Origin of the sequence: Niallia sp. FSL W8-0951 (assembly GCF_038006525.1) — a bacterium.
GTDB classification, from domain to species: domain Bacteria; phylum Bacillota; class Bacilli; order Bacillales; family Cytobacillaceae; genus Niallia; species Niallia circulans.
The window spans coordinates 348,154-363,908 of sequence record NZ_JBBOVK010000001.1 but is presented as its reverse complement, the minus strand read 5'-3'; the positions used below and the strand labels follow the sequence as shown (position 1 = coordinate 363,908).

Below are 15,755 nucleotides of genomic sequence, written 5' to 3'. Positions count from 1 at the left end.
AGGTATAAGTGATCAGTGATAAAATACTATTTGGCGATTTTCATCATTTCCTTATCCTGATTTCGGAAATATTCTTCTAGCTCTTCTAAAGATCGACCTCTTGTCTCTGGCAGATATTTCTTAACAAATGCTATGGCAAACACTCCTAATACAACAAAAACAAAGAATGTAGTAGATAATCCGATATTAGCCATAAGAATAGGGAAAGAAAATCCGATTAGGAAATTAGTAATCCATAAACAAAATACGGTTACTCCCATTCCAAGTCCGCGGACCCTTTGCGGAAAAATTTCAGACAGCATGAGCCATGTTACTGGAGAAATAGCCCCTTGCTGGAATGCTAGAAATGTTACGGTTAAAGACAGCACTACATACGGCAAGGATGGCTGGCCTTCTAGGACTAAAGAAAAGATGCCGATTAACAGCAAGGAAAGTGTTGTACCAATTTGCCCTGTTAATAACATCGGTCGTCTCCCCACTTTACCCAAAAGCCATATTCCCACAAACGTGGCAAGAACAGAAATGACTCCATTTGCGATATTCCCTATTAATGCTGCTTCCGTTCCAAAACCAGCGTCTCTCAAAATTTCCGTTCCATAATACATAATCGAGTTAACACCTGTAATTTGTTGAACAATCGCGATTCCTAACCCAATAAAAACAATTCTTCTTATCCAAGGAGTCGTAAGGTCTTTATATGTAGCCTTCTCCGTATTCTCTTCTTTCGAGATAGCGTTTTCAATTTCCTGCAGTTCTAATCTTGCTTGCTTTTTATCTCTTACCTTCTCTAATATTTGTAACGCTTCCTCTTTACGCCCTTTTGAAGCTAACCAGCGTGGACTTTCAGGTACTCTCAGCATTCCAAAGAATAAGAACACTGCCGGAATTGCAGCAATTACCAGCATATATCTCCACACATGTGTGGCATCACCAAACATATTTCCTATAATGGCGTTAATAGTAAATGCAAGTAATTGACCTGTTACAATCATCAATTCGTTTTGCGTGACCATTCGCCCTCTTCGTTCAGCAGGAGACATTTCCGCTAGGAAAGTTGGTACTGTAACAGAAGCTCCTCCCACTGCCAAACCTAGTAAGAAGCGAAATATAACCATGAGCAAAACATTTGGGGCTAATGTACAGCCAAGCGTTGCGACAAAAAATATTAATGCTAAGTTTAAAATGCTCTTTCTACGTCCATATAAATCTGCCAATCTACCAACAAATACTGCTCCAAAAGCAGCTCCGAATAATAAGGAACTCGTAACGAGCCCTTCTGTTACAGGTGTTAAATGAAGCTGCGTTTCATCAGACATAAATGGCAGCGCACCATTTATTACCCCTGTATCATATCCAAAAAGCAATCCACCAAATGTCGAGATTAGCGTAATCAACATTAAGGATTTCCTGTGAGAGCTGCCACCTCTACTCCCTTGTTCTGTCCCCATTCTCTTAATCCCCTTTATATATGATTTTTTTCAAATAATGTTTCATCAATATATTTTCTAGCAATAAGAGCGTATTCTAAAGGGTGTGCAATGGCTGGATCTTGCTCTGCCTCAATGACTATCCAGCCATTATAATTTGTCTTGAGCAAATAGTTATATACTTCCTTAAAATCAATACATCCATCCCCCGGGACTGTAAACATCCCTTTTAGAAAGGCTTGTAAAAAGGATAGATTATTTCTCTTGCATTCTTCTAAGGAAATTAGCCGTACATCTTTAAAATGTACATGTTTAATTCGATTTCGATGTTTCCTTAATAGAGTCATATAATCATTATCAGATACAAAAATATGTCCTGTATCATACAATAGATGAACATATGATGGATCTGTCATCGCCATTAACCGATCAATTTCTGCTAATGTTTGTACTCCTGTGCCCATATGATGGTGATAAACGAGATGAAGATCATAATCACTTGCAATTCTGCCAAGTTCATTTAATCCTTGTGTGAATACCTCCCACTCTGCGTCCGTAAAAAAGGGCTTCTCTCCAAATACATTTTTTTCTGTTCCTTGAATACTGTTAGTCTGTTCCGAAACAACTGCGACAGAGGCATTCACCTCCTTTAAATAAGCACAATGCTCATGAAACTGTTTGGATACTGTTTGTATTCCATCACGTATCAGAAAGCTACTAAACCATTTACCAGCAATTCTTAAATTTCGTAGAGCCAGCTCTTTTTTCAATATCTTTGTATCAGGAAAAAATCCTCCAGCCTCTGTTCCCTGAAAACCTGCAACAACAATATCGCTTAACAAATGTGATAGAGTATTCTCAGCCCCAATTTCGGGTAAATCGTCATTACGCCAGCCGATTGGAGCAATCCCCCATAAAATCTCTTCTCTCATTTTCCTTTTCCCCTTTTAATATTGTTTAGCTTGCTGCAATTTCTTTTGTCTTTGCTCATTTGCCTTTCTTACTGTTTCTCTTTCAGAAACTTCTGCCACCCCAACATTCCACCAGCTTTCATATCCATCTGTCATTGTTTTTGGCAGCACTTTCATTTCAATCAAGGTCGAAACATTTTGTTGCTTGGAATCTTCTAAAGCCGCCTTTAATTCCTCTACGGTATTAGCTTTATAAGCTTTAGCTCCATATCCTTCTGCAACCTTGGCATAATCAATGTTCATGATATTTTGACTATGATCTCTCAGCTCACAGAAGAAGCTGCCATTTCCGTTGTCCATCTGAAGGTTATTAATACAGCCATAACCAGCATTATCAAACAGTAAAATATTTATTTTTTTCCCATACTGTAAGCTTGTGACTAACTCCGTATGAAGCATTAAGAAGCTGCCATCACCGACAATGGAGTAAACCTCCTTATTCGGTTCTGCCAATTTAATTCCTAAGGCACCGGCAATTTCATATCCCATGCATGAATAACCATACTCAAGATGATAGGTATTTGGAACAGAGGAATGCCATAATCTTTGCAAATCTCCTGGTAAAGAACCGGCAGAACAAATAATGGTACTATCTGGAGAAATCGTCTCATTAATAGCAAGCAAAGCCGTTGTTTGCGCTAATTCGGTTTGCAAAGCATCTGCGTATTCATTTAATATTTCTTGGGAAAAATGCCCCTTAATTTCTGGATCAAAATTTTTCCGAGTAAATGTTACTTGTGCCAGGCGATCTCTTTCTTGAAGCCATTCTTCTTTTAAAATACGGATATCATTGCCATAAGATGTTTGATATCCCTCTAATAGCGGCACTAGCTCTTCTAAGGCTGTTTTCGCATCTGCCACAACTTGAAAAGCATCAAATTTATATGCTTGCATACGACTAATATTTATATTCAAAAATTTCGTCTTAGCAAAATTAAACGCTGTTTTCGACGATGTAGCGAAATCCGTGTATCTAGTACCAATCCCAATAATAAGGTCTGCGTCATAAGCTGCTTTATTTGCTGCCAGCGTTCCCGTAATCCCCATTCCACCCAAATTATTAGCAAAGTCGCTTTCTACGGTTGATTTACCAGCCTGTGTTTCTACTAATGGGATTTGATGGGTTTCTGATAATTTAATAAGAACTCCTCTTGCTTCTGAGTATTTCGCTCCTCCCCCGACAAGAATTAATGGTCTTTTACTCTCTTTAATAAGATCAGCAGCACTCTTTAGCTCTCTCTCAGATGCTTTCTTTCTATCTAAATAGTGAACTCTTTTTTCAAAAAATTTCACATCATAGTCGTAAGCTTCTCCTTCCACATCTTGTGAAATGCATATCGTTGCTGGACCAGCTGTTTCTGGATTGGTCATTACTTCGAAAGCACGTATTAGACTAGACATTAATTGCTCTGGTCTTGTCACACGGTCCCAAAAACGTGACACAGACATAAACGCATCATTTGTGGTTACTGCAAGACTGTGATTATGTTCCAATTGCTGCAGCACCGGATCTGGCTGTCTCGTTGCAAAGGTATCAGCTGGAAGAAGCAATACAGGAATATTATTAGCAAATGCTGTGGCCGCAGCTGTCACCACATTTGCAGATCCTGGTCCTGATGAAGTAGTTACCGCATAAATTTTCTGGCGAAGCATCTGCTTACTATATGCAATAGCTGCATGTGCCATCCCTTGTTCGTTTTTCCCTTGATAGATTTTCAAATGACCTGGATTTTGTTCCAACGCTTCTCCAATTCCCAGAACATTTCCATGTCCAAAAATATTAAAGACTCCTTCCACAAAAGGAAATTCCTTTCCATCTACATGAAGGTACTGTTGGTTTAAAAATTTCACTAATGCTTGCCCTGCTGTTAAGCGAATTGTTTCCATTGTTATCCTCCCCTCTTTAAACTTCCACTTTTTCGTTCTTCTTAATTAAGGCTTCAATCTCCTCTACTGTTGGCATTGCTTCAGAAGAACTATGTTTGCTTACTACGATTGAAGCAGAGGCACTTCCATATTTAAGGGCTGTTTCGATATCTTTTCCAGAAATCAATGCATAAAGGAAAGCTGATGCATAAGAATCTCCTGCACCAAATGTTTTAAGCACCTTTGTTTTATAGGCTTGAGCTCGATAAAGCTCCCCTGACTTCGTATAAGCATAAGAGCCCTTTACACCATGTTTTATAACGACTAAATCTGCTTGGTGACTAAATAAATATCGAATTGTTTCTTCATTTTTGCCGTCTTTCGTATTCTCCATTACATCAAATTCATCTCTTGTTCCGATTACAATATCTGCCTGTTCAGCAATTAAAGAATAGTAAACAGCTGTTTCTTCAAGAGATTGCCATGTATAAGGACGATAATCCAATTCAAATACAACTTTGACATTATCTTTTCTTGCTGCATTTACCGCTTTAATGACGGCTTCTCTGGAGGGACTTTTCGCTAAAGCTGTTCCGGAGACAAGCAAGACCTTAGCCTTTTTAATATATTCATCATTGACTTCAGAAGGCGTTAAATATAAATCAGCGACATCCTCTCTATACATTAAAATACTGCATTCTTCAGGACTTAAAATTTCCGTAAAGGCAAGACCTGTTTTATGTCCCTCTTTATCAAACACCATATTAGAACCATCAATTCCAACACCTTGCATATATCTTTTTATAAATCTGCCATGCTGATCATCAGATAGCTTTCCGATAAATCCAGCTTTCAGCCCTAATTTACTAGCACCGATAGCGATATTAGCTGGAGACCCTCCTACATATTTAGAAAAAGTCATCGTATCTTCCATCGGACGATTATACTCTACTGCATTTAGATCAATACATGCTCTGCCAATTGCGATGATATCGAATTCTTTCTTATCGTTAAATGTGTAACCCATTTCAGGCACCCCTTTTCTATTTAGCGATGAATGATCCATTCATGATCTTTATCATTATTAAACTTCCAAATTCTCTTTGGTCCCGCCATCACATTTAGATAATATGATGCATAGCCGTCTGGCACTCCCACGGGATGATAGCCTTTCGGAACGATGACAACATCTCCATTCTCTACGGCCATTGTCTCATCTAAAGAGCGATCATCTGTATACACGCGTTGAAAAACAAATCCCTGTCTTGGATCGATTTCATGATAATAGGTTTCTTCTAAAAAAGATTCCTCTGGTAAGTTATCCACATCATGCTTATGGGGAGGGTAACTTGACCAATTGGCTGTTTCTGTAAATACCTCGACAACTAATAAACTATTCGCTGTGGGATCAGAGTCTGGCAAGATATTATGTACAAGGCGCTTATTGTTAAATTTACCACGCTCCTCTACACCTATTTCTTCTGCTTTCAGTAATCTAGTTGGTAGTGGTTTAGATGAGGGGGAATAGCAAAGCGCAATTACCGCCTTTTTCTCTGCTGTAATTTCATAGGTTTTGTCATTTGATACGTACACACTGTCTGTGGGAATTCGTTCAAAGACATTTTCTCTTGTACCAATATTTTCAAAAATAGACGTACCATCCGTGACTGTTACTTTCCCAGTAACAACGACGATACAGCATTCTTTGTCTTGAAGCGTCTCCGTATATTTTGCACCAGGCGTAAAATCTAGCAATCTAAATTCGACATATTCTAAAGGGGCATTTTCCTTTAGAACCTCATGAATAGTTTTCACGCCATTTCTTTCTTCTTTTTGCTGATATTTACGAAGTAACTTACTCACTTCTATTAACCTCCTATTATTTTATTTTCTGTACAGGGCACTCGTATCCCCTGTACAGATTTCTTACAATTATTCAAAAGAAGGTTTTGCATATCTTGCTGTTACTACTTTTTTACGCGTATAAAAATCTACTGAGTCTTTCCCATTTGCATGTAATGTTCCATAGAATGAAGACTTCCAGCCTGAGAATGGGAAAAATGCCATTGGAGCTGGTACTCCAAGGTTAATGCCAAGCATACCCGCATCGATATTTTCTCTAAAATAACGAATCGCCGATGCATTAGATGTAAACAAGCATGCACCATTGGCAAATTCAGATTGATTTGCAATTTCAATCGCTTCCTGCAAATTTTTCACACGGATAACGGATAGAACAGGCGCAAAGATTTCATCCTTCCAAATGGTCATTTCGGTTGTTACCTGATCAAAAATAGTTGGTCCAACAAAAAATCCATCCTCTGGCGCCGTCTCTCTTCCGTCACATACAAGATTAGCTCCTTCTTCAATTCCTTTTTCAATATAGCTAAGTGTGCGCTGTTTATTCTCTTCTCTAATAACAGGACCTAAGAACACGCCATCTTCTAAACCGTTTCCGATTTTAATATTTTTTGTTCTCTCTTTTAAAGCTTCCATAAACTGATCCGCAATTCCTTCTTCCACCGTTACTACGGCACATGCCATACAACGTTCCCCAGCTGAACCGAATGCAGCTGATACAACATTTGTAATCGTTTCTTCTAAATTCGCATCATTTAATACAATGGTATGATTTTTCGCTCCTGTCAGCGCCTGTACTCGTTTTAAATTTTCGCTTCCTTTTTTGTATACATACTCCCCAACAGGCTTAGAGCCTACAAACGAAATCGCTTTAATTTCTGGATGCTCTAAAATTCCGTTTACCACATCATGGGCACCATACACAACATTAAATACACCCTTTGGCAGCCCTGCTTCTGTAAACAATTCTACTAATCTTTTCGTTAGTAATGGTGTCCGTTCAGAAGGTTTTAAAATAAATGTGTTTCCTACAGCAATCGCCATTGGAAACATCCAGCAAGGTACCATCATTGGGAAATTAAATGGTGCAATCCCGCCAACTACTCCAATTGGATAACGATAATTAGTAGCCTCAACATCTGTTGCAATCGATGAAAGAGAATCTCCCATCATTAATGAAGGTGCACCTGCCGCAAATTCTACATTTTCAATCCCACGTTGAACTTCACCAAGTGCTTCTGTTAAGTTTTTACCATTCTCGATTGTAATTAACTGAGCTAATTCTTCTTTATGTTGAGCTAATAGTTGTTGATAGTTGAATAGAATTCTAGCCCGACGAGGAACAGCGATATTCTTCCACTTTTCAAACGCAACTTTCGCTGCTTCTGCTGCATAATTAATATCTTCCTTTGTAGAAATTGGCACTTGTGCGATTATTTCTTTAGTAGCTGGATTATATACATCTTCATATGTAGTCGTTTTACTTTCTACCCATTCTCCATTTATATAATTTTTTAGTTTTTCAACAGCCATTTCCCTTTCCCTCCTACGATCTACTTTCACATTTCCTGTTTCTTATCCCAAAACATAACCAAAATATCTTACCTTTTCCCAGCCAAAACACTCAATTATTTGTTTATTCATTTCCCTTGTACTTACCGAGTGTATTTCCAATGATGTTATTATCATCTTTTGGTTAAGTTTTGATAACTTATGATTACATCATAATATGTATAACGCTTACAGTCAATCATTTCAAACGATATTTTTTATTTTTTTGGAAAACTTAAACAGTGAATATAGGAATATACTTAAAATCCCCCCAATAAAATAATCATTATATTTAATTTAATGATGAACTTTTGATTATTTTTTGGTATAATCGATATGTATCCAGTAATCTTTCAAAAATAGAACAGATATTGTTTATAATCTCCTAAAATAGATAACATAAGAAATAGTATCGAGTACATGGACTAAAAAATTACCTAAACAGAGGATGAATCATATGTTAAAAACAAAAAGAATTAAACAAATACAAGATTATGTATTTGAACATCAAACAGTATCTTTAGATGAATTAGTCACAGTCTTTAAAGTATCGAAGAATACGATTAGGAGAGACGTACAAGAATTAGTGGATCGAGGCGAATTAAAAAAAGTATACGGAGGAGTTGCGGTTAATAACAGTACATTAGTTTCTTTTACGGAAAGACAAGTTCAAAATAAAAACGAAAAAGAATTAATCGGAAAATCCGCAGCTAGTTTTGTAGAGAATGGAGATATTATTTTTATCGATAGCGGAACTACCACACTTGAAATGATGGAATATGTTAAACAAAAACAATTAACGATCATTACCAATAATTTGGATTTTATTATTCGTGCTTTACCTTATGAGAATTTAAATATCATTACATTAGGGGGGCTCCTGCAAAGAAATACCAAATCTTTTGCAAGTGTGAAAAGTACAGATATTATTAAAGAATATAATATCAATAAAGCATTCATGGCATCTACAGGTATTTCTATTTCTAATGGAGTAACAAACTCTTCCCCACTAGAAAGCGAAATCAAAAAAAACGTTGTTGATAGAAGTTCAAAAATCTTCTTGCTCACAGACCATAAGAAATTTGAAAAATACGCCCTTATGACTTATTGCCGATTAGAAGATGTAGATTATATCGTAACCGATCAAGCACCAAACAGCGAATACAAGGAATTCGCCCAAGAAAACAACATCGAAATCGTTGTAGCCAGCCAAGAGCACATCACCCAATAAGGTAATCCGGTGGACCGTTCTACTGTGTACCTATGTTCCATTCAGAAATTCAATAAGGCAGGGCACCTTCTCTTCATTGGTGCCTTGCCTTCCTTGTTTTATTAGCACTCATCCCTTATTATGGCACTAGTTTTAAATTGGTTTCTTCCTGACAGCATATATAATCAAAAACCTCTTCGGAAGTATTACTTGTTTTTAAGATATGATAAAATTCCTCTTTTTCCAGCAATTGTACTAACTGTGAAAGTGCATTCAAATGAAATTCCTGATTAATGGCTGCCAAACAGAAGACAAATTGAACCGGTTTATTTGTATGTTTATCAAAGTACACTGGCTCATTCAATACAGCTATACTTATGGATAATTGATTTACGCCATCTGCTGGTCTTGCATGGGGAAGCGCTACATTTGGCATGATGACCATATAAGGACCATCTTTCCTAGCATTTTCGATCATTTTCTGAATATAATTTTCTGTTATTCTTCTTTCTTGTAATAATGGTAAGGCAGATAAGGAAATGGCATCTTGCCAATTCTTTGCCAATACACGTAATTGAATAAGATTTGGGGAGATAATTTCACTTAAATTTGGTCCCTGCTCTTTTTTTAGCTCTACTTTCTCATTTACTGCAAAGTACTCGTATAATTCTCGCTTCATTTGCTCTTTTTCTTTCACTACAGCATACTTTTCCACAATTTGCGTAATTAATTCTACACTGGGCAATTTGAAAAAGGAATTCCCCAGCTCTGTATAAACATCTCTTATTAAACGATACTTTTCTGATATGTCCATAACAGGACTTACAATAAAAACAGGTTTTTTCGTATAAAACAAGCGAATATCTGGTACAGTAGAAAATAACAAATCATAATCAACGTCTATTTTATCCAGCTGTTGTGTTTCGATAGGAGCTAAAAAAGTGAACTCGGGAAAAATAGACTTTAAAACGGTATGCGTAATAGAGGAACTCCCAACTCCATTTGGACAAACAATCACACCTACTTTTTTATTTACCTTTCCCTCTTTTTCATTCCTGGATAAGGATGCAAAATGAATCGTCAAATAGGCTACTTCTTCTGCGGGAATAGGATGTTTAAATAGCACGCTAAGCGGCTTCATCGTTTCATTCACTATAGTAAATAGATGATTGTATTCCTCTATAATCTTCTCATACAATGGATTAACGATCGGCAAATGAAAAAGCAATCTATAATAGGCAGATCGGAAATGCCGGAAAATTTGCTTAGATACTTCTCTTGGGTGTTCAAAGCGAATGCCGGAAAAAGATTCAAAACGCATGCGGATATGTTCAACCAAGTCCATAATAAGTGGAAAATCTTCGCGATATTCATCGGCCTCCCCTAATGTTAGACCTAGTACCCAGGCTGTTAAGTAGCAAATATTATCTTCCTTCTGCAAATGATAAAATGATAATAGCTCTTCTGCAAACTGATATTCTTTTGTAGATTTAACCGATTTCCATTCATGGATGAAGTTAACAGATTCCTTCGTTTTTAATCTTGTCTTTAAAAATAAAAAGGAATAAATAAATTCTGTTAACCTGTTCTCGATAAAATGAATCTTATGTTTATTCGAATAAAATAATACAATTTGCTTCATTTGCTCGTAGCTTTCAAGATGATTTTCTCGTATAAAATAGCCAAATAATTTGGTGTTATTATTTGTATTTAATTCTTTTACTATTAACTTTAATCCTAAATAGCGTATCTCGCTCTCGGTTCCTACCAAATGATATCCCTGTTTCCGATTGTACTCCAAAGAAATTCCCCTATGCTGTAATTTTGCAGCTAAAGCTTTTAAATCTCCCATTATTGTTGTTTTGCCAACCTTTAAAGCATCAATGAAATGGTTTATCGACAGATACTCTATGTTTATGAAAAGATAAAGAAACATATATTGTATCCGTTCCTCACTACTTAACACATACTCATCAACTGGAATAGTATTTGATACCTCATTTATTAATAATTCCCTCGTTTCATAGTCAACAGAAATTTGATTGTAGCTATTTATTTCGATTGGTTTTTTATGATGGGATGCTAACCAGCTATTTATTTTCTCTAGGCTATAATCAATTTGTCTTTGCGTTAATTTCGTTTGTTCTTGTAAGTTTTGCTTTTCTATAAATGGGCGTTCAATAATTTTTTGGATAATGAGGTATGATCGTTCATCTAGCAAATGACTTCACTCCATTTATTGATACATTTAATAATAGAAGAGAAATAGACTAATGATTGCTGCCTTATTTCTCATTAACTATTTCTCTTGCTTTATTCTCTATGTTTCACTTCTTGTTTCGATATTCTCTTAATTTTTCTACAAGTTCTCTAGCATTTTGTTCAATTTGTGATGATGTTCCTTTTGTTAACAAACTACCGATTCCTACACAGTCAATTCCATTTTCAAACCAATCTATGATATTATCTATCGTTACACCTCCAGAAGCCATTATAGGCATATAAGGAATCGGTGTTTTGAAAACTGTTCCAAGCTGGGATCCGTAATAATTAGAAATCGGGAATGCTTTAATCATGGAAGCACCTGATTCCATCGCATCCACCATCTCCGAAATGGTTGTACAGCCTGGAGCATAAGGTATTTGGTAGCGATTGCATATTCTACTAACTTCTTCTTTGTAATTTGGTGCAATGATAAATTTCGCTCCAGCTAATATCGCTAATCTTGCTGTTTCTGTATCTAAGACTGTACCAGCCCCTACTAGTAAACGAGCACCATATTTCTCATTTAACCCCTTTATAATTTCCCCCGCATTTGGTAATGTGTAGCTAATTTCTAATACATCTACTCCTCCAGCTAAGCATCCATCTGCAATTTCATAGGCACGTTCTAATGTTTCTACCCTTACAATTGCCATAATTGCTGTATTTTCGATTCTATTAAGAATGTTATTTTTGTACATGAATAGCAGCCCCTTCATACGATAATTGATGATATTTTTGTAGATATGCTACTATTACCGAGTTAATTTCTTCGATTACTTCACTTTTTGGTTCTAAGACTGGATACCTAGCTGGCCCAACTGGAATCTGCGCAAGCTCCATTGCCTTTTTTAAGATAGAAGGGGTGGAACCAAGTTTTAATACTCGACGCAGCTCCTCTAAACTTTGCTGTGCTTCTTCTGCTTCCTGTCTTTCGCCCTTTTGCCAATGCTTATAAATAGAGACATCTATATATGTTAATAGGTTCGCAGTTGCGGCAATTGCTCCTGTCGCTCCTTCATCTAAAGCTTTTAAAATTAAAGAATCAGACCCAGATAAAACAGAAAAGGCCTCTTCTTTTGTCACGCTAATATAGTTTTTAATATTTTCAATGTCCCCGCTGCTATCTTTAATTCCTACTATATTATCCACCTTAGCCAGTCGTGCTACTAATGGCGGGCTTAAGTGAATACCAGTATTTTTCGGAATATTATAGAGTAATATTGGAGTACTTACCGATTCAGCAATTTTTTTATAATGATGGTATAATTCATCTTCTGTTAACGACAGAAAATATGGCGTAATGACAGAAAGTGCATCTGCTCCCAGCTTCTCCATTTCTTTTGATAGAGAAATGACTTCTGCTGTGCTATTCCCTCCAGTTCCTACAAAAATGGGAACGCGTTTATTTGTTTCATTAATGACAAGTGAGGCAAATTCGACTTTTTCCTCTCTTGATAAAACATGAAATTCTCCATTCGTACCTAAAATAAATAATCCAGCCACCTTTGAAAGGATTAAGCGATTTACTAGATTACGTGTTGCTTGTATATCTATCTTTTGCTCCTGATCAAAAGGGGTAACCATTGCCGTAATGATTCCACTAGGCCTCATTATCTTCACCTCTGTTAAACTATTTATTTTGCTGGCTATAGAAAGTTTCTTCCTCTATAGCCTTTTAAAATTTCCTATTATTTAATGGACTGTCCAAGGGTTCCACCAGGATGCCACTTTACATAAGTTTGTGCATCCAAGCCTATCTCATTTTGAAGTAATACTGATAAGGTTTGCAGTACAAGCAGTTCAGCAACAACAGAAGCTCTAGGAGGCTTATTAAGACCATCCCCCTCCTTTGATACACCTGCAAAAATTGCAAAGTCGCTTTGCCGAGCAATCGAGGACTGCAGATTCCCTGTAATGGAAATGATAATTGCCCCATTTTCTCTTAAAGTATGAATCGTCTTTTTTAATTCCTCTGTCTCTCCACTATTGGAAATGGCAATTACGACATCTCCTTCCACTACTTGACCTGACGAGCCATGAATTGCTTCTGTTCCATCTAAAAAGTAGGCTGGAGTTCCGGTAGAGGATAATAAAGATGCACTATAACGTGCAACATAGCTAGGTTTTCCAATACCCGTGAGATGTAATCGTTTTCCTTTTTTCCCAGCATTAATAATACAGGACTTTGCTTCTTCTAGATTAGCTATGGAAATATGGTTGATTAATTGATTCATCTCTTCTTGTATCGATTCTAAATAGTTCTTCGCCTCACTCATTTCTTCTTTTCCTTTCCTCTTGATTTCTTTTTCCCCATAACTTAACTAAAACTTAGTGGAAAAAGCTTAAGAATTTATTGAGAAGCATACCAGTAATATTGTAGTCAATATTTGGAAAAGTCGACCCTTCAATATTCATACCAGCAAACACTGGATAGAGAACTGTTGGTAAGAGGGCTAGTAATAATCCAACCACAAATGATCCTGCAACTGCTCCTCTCCAGCCCCCTGTTGAGTTACCAAAAACCGCAGCCGTTCCTCCTGAGAAGAAAGCAATATGAGCAGCAGGTATAATAACAACTGGGAAATCAAAAAACACCATAATAAATACTGCCAAAAGTCCAGCTACATATGCAGACAGGAAACCAACAATTACTGCTGTTGGCGCAAATGGGAAGACAGTTGGAACATCTAGAGCCGGACGCGAATTTGGGATAAATTTCTCCGAGATAGACACAAAAGCTGCTGTAATTTCGGCCAAAAACATACGTACACCTGTCATTAAAATCGACATCCCTGCTGTGAACATAAAGGCTTGGATTAAGGGGAAGACTAGCCAGTGGGTTGTACCAGCTAATTCTTGTGTAACATCTTTTCCCGCCTTTAGAGCAGAGACATAGAAAAGAATCAACATGATAACAGCCATTCCCATCAGAAAATCTCTAAAAAAAGATAACCAAGCAGGAAATTTAATTGATTCCGTGCTTTTCTCTTGATGTTTGCTGAATAACATTCCAATACTGCCTGATAAAGCATAGCCTAACATATTAAAATGCCCTATAGCAGTAGCATTGCTGCCTGTAATTTTCCGCATAAAAGGCTGACATAATTGCGGTAAAGCAGCTGAACAAAATCCTAAAATAACCCCGCCAACAAGGATTGAAATAGTATTTGAATACCCATAAGATTTAATAATGAGCGACAGTACACATGCAAAGAATAAACTATGCCCTCCTGTAAAAAAAATATTCTTCATAGGAGTTATTCTTGCAAAAACTAGATTCATTACAAACCCTAAAATCAATGTGCAGGATACAACAAACCCATACTCCGATTGTGCAAGGGCTGTTGCGGCTTCTGGAGATGCGACAACTCCAGTTAAATCAAAGCCATCTTGGAATAAGACATTAAAGTTTTTCAATGCAGCTGTCATTGTACTAGCACCTATTCCAAAGATCAAAAACCCAATCAGTGTTTTAAAGGTGCCAGTCATTACTTCTGTCATTGCCTTTTTTTGTGCCAGCAATCCAATCAATGCAACTAACGCTAGAATGATTGCAGGATTACTAAATAAACTAATTATGAATTGCATCATTTACTAACAGCTCCTTCTATTCAAATTTCCGTTTGCTGTAAAAATGCATTTAATTTTTCAAGAATTTCTTTTTTATCTACAATATTTGCAATACCAATAATATGCTGCTTTATTCCTTTATTACTCAATTCCTGTGCAACGTCGACAAGCGTGATTAATAATTCGCCATCAAACCCAGGCACTCCATCCAATGAGGAATGTTCGACTTGGATAGGCAGTTTATTTTCTTTCACAACCTCATTTACCTTTATCTTTAGCATCAAACTTGAACCTACACCTGCTCGACACGCTACTAATGCTTTATACATAGAAATCTCTCCCTTTTAAATTTTACTAATATATGAAAATATCTCTTTCGGACTACTGCTTGTATCTAACAGCTTAAAAAACTCCTCATTTTCCAAGAGCTTTACCAATTCTGCCAATGCTTCCAAATGACTATTACTATCTGTAGCACTTAAACAGAACAAGTACTTAACCGGGTCATTTGCTTCATTTCCAAACCTAACAGGATATTCTAAAGTAGTAATCCCAATTGCTGTTTCCTTTGCCCCAAATTCTGCAGGAGCATGTGGTAAAGCTACATGCTTAGTAATGACAATATATGGTCCTATTGTTTTAGCAATTTCGATTATTTTATTGACATATTCTTTTGTTATTTTGTTTTTCATTACGAGAGGTAGTGTACCTTTTCTAATTGCTTCCTCCCAATTATCCACCCTCACATTTAATTGGATAAATTCTTCCTCTAAGATATTGCTTAACAATATCACTACCTCCTTTAAAGCCGTTTCCTTTTTTTCATTTCAGCCTTATTGTATTAACTCTCTTTTAAGCTATACATCCTCCATGTCTTTATTTTTTAAAGTGATCACCTTTAATTAAATTGTAGTTTGTAGCGCTTACTTCTTCAACGTTCATTGAGTTCTTATTTTGTTGGGAGCCTAAACAAATCATGAACCTAAATAAAATAGCTCCTGTAAAAGTACTATTGTTTATCCATTATTTTTAAAG

At 36.6% G+C, this 15,755-nt stretch carries 14 protein-coding genes; 1 reads left to right on the top strand and 13 read right to left on the bottom strand.

All coding sequences use genetic code 11. The annotated features are described in order from the left end of the window. Nucleotides 1-26: 26 nt before the first annotated feature. The 6 genes from NSS71_RS01580 to iolA form a co-directional block, all read right to left on the bottom strand. Complete coding sequence (locus NSS71_RS01580; RefSeq protein ID WP_047941475.1) at nucleotides 27-1,448, bottom strand: sugar porter family MFS transporter; 1,422 nt, start codon at nucleotides 1,446-1,448, stop codon at nucleotides 27-29. Between the two features lie 14 nt (nucleotides 1,449-1,462). Further along, nucleotides 1,463-2,359: a myo-inosose-2 dehydratase gene (gene iolE, locus NSS71_RS01575; RefSeq protein WP_061799786.1), complete on the bottom strand. Its 897-nt coding sequence runs from the start codon at nucleotides 2,357-2,359 to the stop codon at nucleotides 1,463-1,465. A gap of 15 nt (nucleotides 2,360-2,374) precedes the next feature. Next, entirely contained in the window at nucleotides 2,375-4,285 is a 1,911-nt protein-coding gene (gene iolD, locus NSS71_RS01570; RefSeq protein WP_061799787.1) for a 3D-(3,5/4)-trihydroxycyclohexane-1,2-dione acylhydrolase (decyclizing), read from the bottom strand. Between the two features lie 16 nt (nucleotides 4,286-4,301). Further along, the gene (gene iolC, locus NSS71_RS01565; RefSeq protein WP_061799789.1) at nucleotides 4,302-5,291 is read right to left on the bottom strand and encodes a 5-dehydro-2-deoxygluconokinase; all 990 of its coding nucleotides are present in this window, start codon (nucleotides 5,289-5,291) and stop codon (nucleotides 4,302-4,304) included. Between the two features lie 20 nt (nucleotides 5,292-5,311). Then, the gene (iolB, locus tag NSS71_RS01560; protein WP_047941471.1) at nucleotides 5,312-6,127 is read right to left on the bottom strand and encodes a 5-deoxy-glucuronate isomerase; all 816 of its coding nucleotides are present in this window, start codon (nucleotides 6,125-6,127) and stop codon (nucleotides 5,312-5,314) included. Nucleotides 6,128-6,196: 69 nt separating this feature from the next. Then, nucleotides 6,197-7,657 (bottom strand): methylmalonate-semialdehyde dehydrogenase, encoded by a 1,461-nt coding sequence (gene iolA, locus NSS71_RS01555; protein ID WP_047941470.1) that lies wholly within the window; start codon nucleotides 7,655-7,657, stop codon nucleotides 6,197-6,199. Nucleotides 7,658-8,132: 475 nt separating this feature from the next. Here iolA and NSS71_RS01550 point away from each other — a divergent pair, with 475 nt between their 5' ends. Then, entirely contained in the window at nucleotides 8,133-8,906 is a 774-nt protein-coding gene (locus NSS71_RS01550) for a DeoR/GlpR family DNA-binding transcription regulator (protein ID WP_047941469.1), read from the top strand. Between the two features lie 118 nt (nucleotides 8,907-9,024). Here the strand turns inward: NSS71_RS01550 and NSS71_RS01545 are convergent, their stop codons facing one another. From NSS71_RS01545 to NSS71_RS01515, 7 genes are all read right to left on the bottom strand, one after another. Further along, nucleotides 9,025-11,106, bottom strand: a complete 2,082-nt coding sequence (locus tag NSS71_RS01545) for a BglG family transcription antiterminator (protein ID WP_341151250.1) — start codon at nucleotides 11,104-11,106, stop codon at nucleotides 9,025-9,027. Between the two features lie 106 nt (nucleotides 11,107-11,212). Further along, nucleotides 11,213-11,848, bottom strand: a complete 636-nt coding sequence (locus NSS71_RS01540) for a ketohydroxyglutarate aldolase (RefSeq protein WP_061799794.1) — start codon at nucleotides 11,846-11,848, stop codon at nucleotides 11,213-11,215. After that, entirely contained in the window at nucleotides 11,835-12,761 is a 927-nt protein-coding gene (gene dapA / locus NSS71_RS01535) for a 4-hydroxy-tetrahydrodipicolinate synthase (protein WP_341151249.1), read from the bottom strand. Before dapA ends, NSS71_RS01540 begins: the two co-directional genes overlap by 14 nt. Before the next feature lie 77 nt (nucleotides 12,762-12,838). After that, on the bottom strand, nucleotides 12,839-13,426 hold the full coding sequence (locus NSS71_RS01530; RefSeq protein WP_047941466.1) for an SIS domain-containing protein: 588 nt from the start codon (nucleotides 13,424-13,426) through the stop codon (nucleotides 12,839-12,841). A 52-nt stretch (nucleotides 13,427-13,478) separates the two neighbouring features. Further along, complete coding sequence (locus NSS71_RS01525; RefSeq protein ID WP_235844517.1) at nucleotides 13,479-14,741, bottom strand: PTS ascorbate transporter subunit IIC; 1,263 nt, start codon at nucleotides 14,739-14,741, stop codon at nucleotides 13,479-13,481. 20 nt (nucleotides 14,742-14,761) lie between these two features. Further along, nucleotides 14,762-15,049 carry a PTS sugar transporter subunit IIB gene (locus tag NSS71_RS01520; RefSeq protein ID WP_047941465.1) on the bottom strand — a complete coding sequence of 96 codons (288 nt, stop codon included), beginning with the start codon at nucleotides 15,047-15,049 and terminating at the stop codon, nucleotides 14,762-14,764. A 15-nt stretch (nucleotides 15,050-15,064) separates the two neighbouring features. Continuing rightward, entirely contained in the window at nucleotides 15,065-15,514 is a 450-nt protein-coding gene (locus NSS71_RS01515) for a PTS sugar transporter subunit IIA (protein ID WP_235850318.1), read from the bottom strand. Nucleotides 15,515-15,755: the final 241 nt, after the last annotated feature.

What these genes read in the sequence shown, in the direction of transcription:
- NSS71_RS01580 (WP_047941475.1), bottom strand. Translation starts at nt 1,448, where the DNA reads ATGGGGACAGAACAAGGGAGTAGAGGTGGCAGCTCTCACAGGAAATCC.
- NSS71_RS01550 (WP_047941469.1), top strand. Translation starts at nt 8,133, where the DNA reads ATGTTAAAAACAAAAAGAATTAAACAAATACAAGATTATGTATTTGAA.
- iolD (WP_061799787.1), bottom strand. Translation starts at nt 4,285, where the DNA reads ATGGAAACAATTCGCTTAACAGCAGGGCAAGCATTAGTGAAATTTTTA.
- iolC (WP_061799789.1), bottom strand. Translation starts at nt 5,291, where the DNA reads ATGGGTTACACATTTAACGATAAGAAAGAATTCGATATCATCGCAATT.
- NSS71_RS01540 (WP_061799794.1), bottom strand. Translation starts at nt 11,848, where the DNA reads ATGTACAAAAATAACATTCTTAATAGAATCGAAAATACAGCAATTATG.
- NSS71_RS01520 (WP_047941465.1), bottom strand. Translation starts at nt 15,049, where the DNA reads ATGTATAAAGCATTAGTAGCGTGTCGAGCAGGTGTAGGTTCAAGTTTG.
- dapA (WP_341151249.1), bottom strand. Translation starts at nt 12,761, where the DNA reads ATGAGGCCTAGTGGAATCATTACGGCAATGGTTACCCCTTTTGATCAG.
- NSS71_RS01530 (WP_047941466.1), bottom strand. Translation starts at nt 13,426, where the DNA reads ATGAGTGAGGCGAAGAACTATTTAGAATCGATACAAGAAGAGATGAAT.
- NSS71_RS01525 (WP_235844517.1), bottom strand. Translation starts at nt 14,741, where the DNA reads ATGATGCAATTCATAATTAGTTTATTTAGTAATCCTGCAATCATTCTA.
- iolE (WP_061799786.1), bottom strand. Translation starts at nt 2,359, where the DNA reads ATGAGAGAAGAGATTTTATGGGGGATTGCTCCAATCGGCTGGCGTAAT.
- iolA (WP_047941470.1), bottom strand. Translation starts at nt 7,657, where the DNA reads ATGGCTGTTGAAAAACTAAAAAATTATATAAATGGAGAATGGGTAGAA.